An 8,274-nucleotide genomic window follows, 5' to 3' on the forward strand; every position below is an offset into this window, starting at 1 on the left:
AGGAGAACACATCATGCGGGTATTCGTCACGGGCGCAACCGGATTCGTCGGCTCCGCCGTCGTGGCCGAACTCATCGAGGCCGGTCATCACGTGGTCGGGCTGGCCCGGTCGGAGGCGACGGCCACGGCCCTGGCCGCCGCCGGGGCCGAAGCGCATCGAGGCGCACTGGAGGATCTCGACTCCCTGCGCGCCGCCGCGCGGGCGGCGGACGGCGTCATCCATCTCGCGTTCATTCACGATTTCGCCGACTACGAGGCCGCCTGCGCCACCGATCGCGCGGCCATCGACGCGCTCGGCGCCGAACTGGCGGATTCGGGCCGCCCGCTGATCGTCACCTCGGGGACCGCCATGCTGCCGGAGGGGCGGCTCGGGACCGAGGAGGACGGGGAGACCGGCGCGCAGCCGCGCACCGCCGGGGCGCGGGCGGCCCTGGCGTGGGCGGAGCGCGGGGTGCGCGTCTGCGCCGTGCGATTGCCACAGGTGCACGGGCCGGGCGATCGGCACGGATTCCTCCCCGCATTGATCAGAACCGCCCGCGCCACGGGTGTTTCGGCCTATGTCGGCGATGGCGCGAATCGATGGCCCGCGGCGCATCGGCTGGATGTCGCACAGGCATACCGGCTGGCGCTCGAACCCGCACCGGCGGGCACCCGGGTGCACGCGGTGGACGACGAGGGCGTGCCGGTGCGGGAGATCGCGGCGGCGATCGGCCGTGGACTGGGCCTGCCGGTGAGGTCGATGGCGGCGGACGCGCCCAGCCATTTCGAATGGCTGGCACGGTTCATCACGCTCGACAACCCCACCTCGAGCGCGCTGACGCGGGAGCGACTCGGCTGGAAGCCCGTGCAGCCCGGTCTCATCGAGGATCTCGAGGCGGGGCACTACTTCGAGAACTGATCAATCCTTCAGGGCCTCAGCCATTTCCGTGCGCGGGGCGGGCTGACCGGTGAACTGCTCGACCTGACCGTAGGCCTGGTTCAGGAGCATCTCGAGGCCGCTCACGACGGTGTGCCCGGCGCGAATAACGGCCTCCGCCAACGGTGTCGGCCACGGGTTGTAGATGGCGTCCAGGATTACAGGTGCATTGGCGACCGAATCCGCCACGGGCGCAGCGGCATCGGCGGGGACGGTGCTCACCGCGACATCGACGTCGGAGCAGACGAAGCCGAGGCCGTCCGGGTCGAAGTCGATGACTTCGGCCGACATGCCCAGGCCCTCGGCGAGTTCCAGGGTGTCGGAGGCGCGGCCCTTGTCGCGGGCCACGATGGTGACGGTGTGCGCGCCCAATTCGGCGAGGGCCAGCAGGGCGGGGCGGGCCGTGCCGCCCGCGCCGAGCACGACCGCACGCTCGATCTCCTCGACGCCCGCGCCCTGGAGCGCGCCGCGCACGCCGTCGACATCGGTGCAGTCCGCGCGCCACCCGGATGCGGTGCGCACCAGGGTGTTCGCCGAACCCACCAGTTCGGCGCGGTCGGTGCGCTCCCCCGCGTACTCGAGCGCGGCGACCTTGCCGGGCATGGTCACCGACAGTCCGACCCATTCGGGTCCCAGGCCGTCGACCAGGCCCGGCAATTGCTCACCGGTGCACTCGATCCGCTCATAGGTCCAGTTCAGACCGAGTGCGCGGTAGGCCGCCAGGTGCAGTTGCGGCGATCGCGAATGCGCGATCGGGCTGCCCAGGACGGCGGCCTTGCGAACCTCACCGGCCCCTGTCACCTCACCGGCCACTGTCGAGAATTCCACTCTGCATTGCCTTCTGGATATTGCGCAGGTGCTCGTTGTAGTCGTCGGTGAACAGCGTCGTGCCCTGCTGGTCGATGGTCACGAAGTACAGCCAGTTACCGGGTTCCGGTTTCTCCATGGCGCGCAACGCATCCAGCGACGGCGCGGAGATGGGCGTCACGGGCAGACCGGCCATGGCGTAGGTGTTCCACGGCGTCTTGGTGGCCCGGTCGGCGTCGGTGGTGGCGACCTCGGTCTTGTCGAGGGTGTAGTTGACGGTGGAGTCGAACTGCAGCGGCTGGTCGACGGCCAAGCGGTTCACGATGACTCGCGCGACCTTGGACATGTCATTGGGCAGCGCTTCGCGTTCCACCAGGGAGGCGGCAATGAGCGTCTCGTAGGGCGACAGGCCGTTGGAGCCGCCGGACTGCAGCAGCCCGGTCGATTCGTAGCTCGCGGCGCTCTCGGTGACCAGCTGCTTCAGGATCTGCTCCGGGCTGCCGCTGGGATCGAAATCCAGGGTGCCCGCACGGATCAGCCCTTCGAGCTGACGGCTGCGATCGGGCACCGAACGCACCCGGTCCATGGCCCACGACGGCACGCCCAGCGCGGCCGGATCGGTATTCGTGCCCGCGGCCTCGAGCTGTTCGTAGGTCACGCACTTGGCGGCGGTCCCGGCGCCCACGCAGCTGGCGTCGGCGATCTTGCGGTAGATGCCGTCCTTGCGCGCCCCGGTGTGCACATCGGTGGAGTCGTGCAGCTGGCGGCCCTCGGAGATGACCACATTGCCGACGCGGGAACCCTTGCCCACCAAGGCCGTCACCGCTTCGGCGGCCGGGCTGTGGCTGGCGATGGCGTAGTACCCGGGCTGCACCGAGTTCATATTGGAGTTGCGCACCGCCGCCTCGTAGAAGGCCGCGCTGCTGGCGACGACACCCTTGTCGTACATGGCCTCGGCGATCTGGGTGGCGGTATCGCCATCCTTCACCTGCACGACCGCGAGCGGACCGGCGGAACCGGCGGCGAAATCCTCGGCGGGACTGAGCCGATTCATGAACTTCCACGCGACGAAGCCCACGCCCGCGGCGATCAGCAGGGCGAATACGACCGCGACGACCCACAGATTGCGGCGGCGGCGCTTGCGCTCGGCCGCTTTGCGGGAGGCGACCCGGGACCGCTTCTGCCGCGATCCGGCGGCGCGACCGCCCGAGGAGCGGGCACCGGAACGCGGCGAGGCGGGACGGCGACCACCGGCGGCCCGCTGCGGTGCGGGACGACGACGCGGCTCGGGCTCGAGCGGCGGTTCGTCGTCCTCGTCCTCGTAGCGCGGGATGACGGTGGTGTCGTCCTCGTAATCGTCCGCGTCCGACCAGTCCAGATCATCCCGGCGGTAGCGGCGCTCCGCGTTCTGCCGATAGCGTTCCTCGGCTCGCGTCCAGCGGTCGGTCATGCATCATCCCCGCGGGGCTTCAAAAGTGCACTCCGTTCGTCCAACCAGACTTGCAGGATCGATACGGCGGCCGCCTGATCGATGACCTGCCGCTGCCCACGCGCACGAACTCCACTGTCCCGCAACGCGCGTGCAGCAGACACCGTAGTCAAACGTTCGTCGGAAAGCCGCACCGGCACCGGCGCGATCAAGGTCCGCAAACGCCCCGCGAAGGTGGCCGCCAGCTTAGCCGAAGAGCCGGATTCTCCGCGTAAGGTGCGCGGCAGACCGACGATCACTTCAACGGCTTCGTATTCACGCACAATCTCGGCAATCCTCGCCAGGTCGGGTGCGAGCGTGCCGGGCGCGACCTTCTTGGCGCGCGGCACGGTCTCCACGGGAGTGGCGAGAATACCGTCCGGATCGCTACTGGCGACACCGATTCGCACAGTGCCGACATCGACGCCAATGCGCCGTCCGCGTCCGGGATCGGCGGCGGGCGACGGACGGTCCGAGACGAACCGCGCGTCTTTTTCTGCCGGTGTCCGGGCGCCCTCGAAAGAGGCGCCCGGTGTGTCCGAGGAGTCGGAACCGTGCATCACCCGGCGAGCTCGGCCACCCGTGCCCGCAAGGCCGCCAATCCGGCCTCGATACCGGCCGGGTTGGAACCCGCGCCCTGCGCCATCTCCGGCTTGCCGCCGCCGCGGCCCTCGATGCTCGGACCGAAGGACTGCACCAGATCACCGGCCTTCACGCCGAGATCCTGCGCCGCCTTGGTGACCGCCACGACGAAGGGCACCTTGCCGTCGGCATTGCCGAGCAGCGCCACAATGGCGGGCTCGGAACCGAAGCGGCCCTTGATGTCCTGCACCAGAGTGCGCAGATCGCCCGCGCCCACGCCCTGCGGCGCGGCGGCCGCGACAAGCAGCACCTTGCCGACCCGCTGCGCCTGCTCGACGAAGGCGCCCGCGCTCGACAGCACGGCCGCCATCTTGGTGCGCTCGAGTTCCTTCTCGGCGACCTTGAGGCGCTCGACCAGCTGCTCGACGCGCGCCGGGACCTCTTCCGAGGGCACCTTCAGCGAGGACGCCACACCGGCGAGCAGCGCGCGCTCCTTGGCCAGGTACTTGTAGGAGTCCAAGCCGACGAAGGCCTCGACGCGGCGGATGCCGGAGCCGACCGAGGACTCGCCCAGCACCGTGATGGGTCCGATTTGCGACGAGTGGCCCACATGGGTACCGCCGCACAGCTCCATGGAGAACGGTCCGCCGATCTCCACGACGCGCACCTCGTCGCCGTAGTTCTCGCCGAACAGGGCCAGCGCGCCCATCTTCTTGGCGCTGGGCAGATCGGTGACGAAGGTGTTGACCGCGAAGTCGTCGGCGACCGCGTCATTGGAGACGGCCTCGATATCGGCCTTCTGCTGCTCCGACAGCGCGCCCTGCCAGTTGAAGTCGAAGCGCAGGTAGCCGGGCTTGTTGAGCGAACCGGCCTGAACGGCGTTGGGGCCCAGCACCTGTCGCAGCGCGGCATGCACCATGTGGGTGCCGGAGTGGCCCTGCGTCGCGCCGCGCCGCCACGCCGGATCGACGCTCGCGAGGACGGTGTCGCCCTCGGTGATCTGACCGGCCTCGACGGTGGTCTTGTGCACCCACAGCTTCTTGGCGATCTTCTGCACATCGTTGACGCGCAGCTTCAGACCGTGCGAGGAGGAGATGGAGCCGCGGTCGGCGATCTGGCCGCCGGACTCGGCGTACAGCGGGGAACGGTCCAGGATGACCTCGACATCGAAACCGGCCTCGGCGACCGGGACGCGCACGCCGTCCTTGATGAGCGCGAGAACCGTTGCCTCGGTGGCCAATTCATCGAAACCGGTGAACTCGGTGGCGCCGCGATCGACCAGTTCCTTGTAGACGGTCAGATCCGCGTGCGCGTGCTTACGGGCCTGGGCGTCGTCCTTGGCGCGCTGACGCTGTTCGGCCATGAGCGAGCGGAAACCCGCCTCGTCGACCTCGAGCCCGGCCTCGGCCGCCATCTCCAGGGTGAGATCGATGGGGAAGCCGTAGGTGTCGTGCAGCGTGAACGCATCGGTGCCGCTGATCTTCTTGCTGCCCTGCGCCTTGGCCTCGTCGACTGTCTCGTCGAAGAGCTTGGTGCCGGTGGACAGCGTCTTGAGGAAGGCGGTCTCCTCACCGACGGCGACATTCTCGATGCGCTTGAAATCGGTGGCGAGCTCCGGATAGGACGGCGACATGAGGTCGCTGACGACCTTCATGAACGCGCCCATGACCGGCTTGTCCGCACCCAGCAGACGGGCCGAGCGGACGATGCGGCGCAGCAGGCGGCGCAGCACGTAGCCGCGGCCGTCATTGCCCGGATTCACGCCGTCGGAGATGAGCATGGCCGCCGAGCGGGCATGGTCGGCGATGACACGGAAGCGCACGTCGTCGGTGTGCTCGACGCCGTAGGACTTACCGGTCAGCTCCTCGGCCTTGTTGATGATGGGGCGCAGCAGATCGGTCTCGTAGACGTTCTCCACGCCCTGCAGCAGCATGGCGACGCGCTCGACGCCCATACCGGTGTCGATATTCTTCTTGGGCAGCGACCCGATGGGCGGGAAGCCCAGCTTGGGGCTGTCCTCACCGCGGATGTCCTGCATGAACACCAGGTTCCAGATTTCGAGGTAGCGATCCTCGTCGGCGACCGGGCCGCCTTCCTTGCCGTAGGCCGGGCCGCGGTCGAAGTAGATCTCCGAGCAGGGACCGCCGGGACCGGGCACGCCCATATCCCAGTAGTTGTCCTTGCCGTCGCGGAACTGGATGCGCTCCTTCGGGATCCCGGCCACGCGCTCCCAGATCTCGGCGGCCTCCGGATCGGACTCGTAGGCGGTCACCCAGATGCGCTCGGGATCGAAACCGTAGCCGCCCTCTTCCTGCGACTTGGTGATGAGCTCCCAGGCGAAGGTGATCGCACCTTCCTTGAAGTAATCGCCGAAGGAGAAGTTGCCCGCCATCTGGAAGAAGGTGTTGTGCCGCGTGGTGACGCCGACCTCTTCGATATCACCGGTGCGCACGCACTTCTGCACGCTGGTAGCTCGAGAGTACGGCGGCGCTTCCTGTCCGAGGAAGTAAGGCTTGAACTGGACCATGCCTGCGTTGACGAACAGCAGGTTGGGGTCGGGCAGGATCAGCGAGGCACTGGGTACCTCGGTATGTCCGGCACGGACGAAATGCTCCAGAAAGCGCCGTCGAATCTCGTGGGTCTGCACAGGTATCCAGCCTACCGGTCCCGGTCCAGCGGGTTTTCACCCCCACCGGCCCGGGGCCCGCCCACCCCTGGCTCAGCGAACGAGATCCTTCAAGGGCTCGGTATCGAGCACCACCCCTACCGGTTTCGGAAGTTCGACCTTCGATCCGAACGGCAAGTGGACCGTCGACGAGTACACCCCGTTCACGACCCCGCTGTAGACGAAGGTCTCACAGACGTCCCTGTCGATCAGCAAATAGACCGGGATGCCCGCCCCGGCATATGCGCGCGGTTTCTCCCTGCGGTCGCGTCGGTCCGTATCGGAATCGAAGGAGGTAACTTCCACCACCATCAATACCGGGTCGGGATCCTTCCACTCACCCTGACCGGCAAAGGCTCGCTTGGGCGCGAGCACCGCGTCGGTGCGTGCCCGACCACTCCGGTACCCCGCGACCTTGAGACCGACCTCCGGATACACCGAGCGCTCACCGCGCTGTTCGCGGAACTGGTCGAGCAGCCATTGGAAGATCTCGTCATGATCCCCGTCCGGCATCGGCTTCGCCCCCAGCTTCCCGTCGATGAATTCGAGTCTGGCCCCCAACTCGGCATTTCGTGCCAGACGCGCTAGCTCCTCGAAGTCCGCGACGGACATCTGCGGCTGGTCCGCAGCCTTCGGCCGATTCGCCATGACTGTCACCGAATCCCTCCGTTCTTCTGGGCGGATCGCGGATCGACGCGACCAGCCTAGGTACCAGTGTCGCGCAGCCGACAATGTTTGCGGGGACTCACCTGTACGACACGCAGAATCCCCGCAGCTGGAGAAATTCGCCGCTGTCCGGGTATCTCGCGAGTACGACCTGGCTCACACTGGGTGGAAAAGCGGGAGGGCACCGTGCGAGTGCGCAATCCGTTCGCGGAGGACGGCATGTTTCCGGATGTCGTGGTGACGGCACTGGCGGCCTCGACATCGATCGCCGGTGATGTCGACGGCACCTGGCGCGGGCTGCTCGCGGGGGAATCCGGGATCGAGGAGCTCACCGATCCGTGGGTGCGGGCCTATGGGCTGCCGGTGCGGATCGGGGGTGCGCTGCGAGTCAAGCCCGAGAGTCTGCTGAGCCGGGTGGAATTGCGGCGGATAGCCTATGTGGAGCAACTGGCGACGGTGCTCGGGCGGCAGGTATGGCGGAATGCGGGCAGCCCGCAGGTCGATCCGGATCGGCTGGCGGTCTCGATCGGCACGGGGTAGGGCGGCGCGGACGCGGTGGTGCACGCACGCGACGCCATGACCGCGGGTGGTTATCGGAAGGTGTCGCCGCTGGCGGTGCAGATGATGATGCCCAATGGCCCGGCCGCGGTGGTCGGCCTCGAGCTGTGCGCCCGCGCCGGGGTCATCACCCCCGTCTCGGCCTGCTCCTCCGGATCGGAAGCAATCGCGAAGGCTTGGCAGATGATCGTCATGGGCGATGCCGACATCGTCGTCACCGGCGGCGTCGAAGGCCCGCTGGACCCCGTCATGATCGCCGCCTTCGCCATGATGCGCGCCATGAGCACCCGCAATGACAACCCGAAGGGCGCTTCCCGCCCCTTCGACGCCGACCGCGACGGCTTCGTCTTCGGCGAGGCGGGCGCTCTCATGGTCGTCGAAACCGAAGCCCACGCCCGAGCCCGCGGCGCCACCATCCTCGCCCGCCTGCTCGGCGCGGGCATCACCTCCGACGGCTACCATCTGGTCGCCCCCGACCCGGACGGCACCGGTGCCGCGCGCGCCATGACCAGAGCCATGCAAATCCCGGGCCTGTCACGATCCGACATCACCCACATCAACGCCCACGCCACCGCCACCTCGGTGGGCGACACCGCCGAAGCCAACGCCATC

The 8,274-nt window shown here is 68.1% G+C and carries 6 protein-coding genes and 1 pseudogene; 2 read left to right on the forward strand and 5 right to left on the reverse strand.

Annotation, left to right across the window (positions count from 1 at the left end; all coding sequences use genetic code 11):
• Positions 1 to 13 precede the first annotated feature (13 nt).
• On the forward strand, positions 14 to 898 hold the full coding sequence (locus NC4_RS30930; protein ID WP_067545417.1) for an SDR family oxidoreductase: 885 nt from the start codon (positions 14 to 16) through the stop codon (positions 896 to 898).
• Here NC4_RS30930 and NC4_RS30935 read toward each other — a convergent pair whose 3' ends face one another.
• The 5 genes from NC4_RS30935 to NC4_RS30955 form a co-directional block, all read right to left on the reverse strand.
• A complete protein-coding gene (locus NC4_RS30935) occupies positions 899 to 1,744 on the reverse strand; it encodes a shikimate dehydrogenase (protein ID WP_245722049.1) in 846 nt (281 codons plus the stop codon).
• Positions 1,719 to 3,173: an endolytic transglycosylase MltG gene (locus NC4_RS30940; protein WP_067545423.1), complete on the reverse strand. Its 1,455-nt coding sequence runs from the start codon at positions 3,171 to 3,173 to the stop codon at positions 1,719 to 1,721. The genes NC4_RS30935 and NC4_RS30940 overlap by 26 nt, the downstream gene beginning before the upstream one ends.
• Positions 3,170 to 3,754 (reverse strand): Holliday junction resolvase RuvX, encoded by a 585-nt coding sequence (gene ruvX, locus NC4_RS30945; protein WP_245722050.1) that lies wholly within the window; start codon positions 3,752 to 3,754, stop codon positions 3,170 to 3,172. Before ruvX ends, NC4_RS30940 begins: the two co-directional genes overlap by 4 nt.
• A complete protein-coding gene (gene alaS / locus NC4_RS30950) occupies positions 3,751 to 6,420 on the reverse strand; it encodes an alanine--tRNA ligase (RefSeq protein WP_067545426.1) in 2,670 nt (889 codons plus the stop codon). The genes ruvX and alaS overlap by 4 nt, the downstream gene beginning before the upstream one ends.
• Before the next feature lie 72 nt (positions 6,421 to 6,492).
• Complete coding sequence (locus tag NC4_RS30955; RefSeq protein WP_067545429.1) at positions 6,493 to 7,086, reverse strand: Uma2 family endonuclease; 594 nt, start codon at positions 7,084 to 7,086, stop codon at positions 6,493 to 6,495.
• 237 nt (positions 7,087 to 7,323) lie between these two features.
• Here NC4_RS30955 and NC4_RS30960 point away from each other — a divergent pair.
• Positions 7,324 to 8,274 (forward strand): annotated as a pseudogene (locus NC4_RS30960) (beta-ketoacyl synthase N-terminal-like domain-containing protein); the annotation flags it as partial.

This window comes from Nocardia crassostreae, assembly GCF_001613405.1.
Classification (GTDB): domain Bacteria; phylum Actinomycetota; class Actinomycetes; order Mycobacteriales; family Mycobacteriaceae; genus Nocardia; species Nocardia crassostreae.

Excerpts from the sequence above, each read along its gene's own strand:
- NC4_RS30940 (WP_067545423.1), bottom strand. The coding sequence starts at position 3,173 with ATGACCGACCGCTGGACGCGAGCCGAGGAACGCTATCGGCAGAACGCG.
- NC4_RS30955 (WP_067545429.1), bottom strand. The coding sequence starts at position 7,086 with ATGGCGAATCGGCCGAAGGCTGCGGACCAGCCGCAGATGTCCGTCGCG.
- NC4_RS30930 (WP_067545417.1), top strand. The coding sequence starts at position 14 with ATGCGGGTATTCGTCACGGGCGCAACCGGATTCGTCGGCTCCGCCGTC.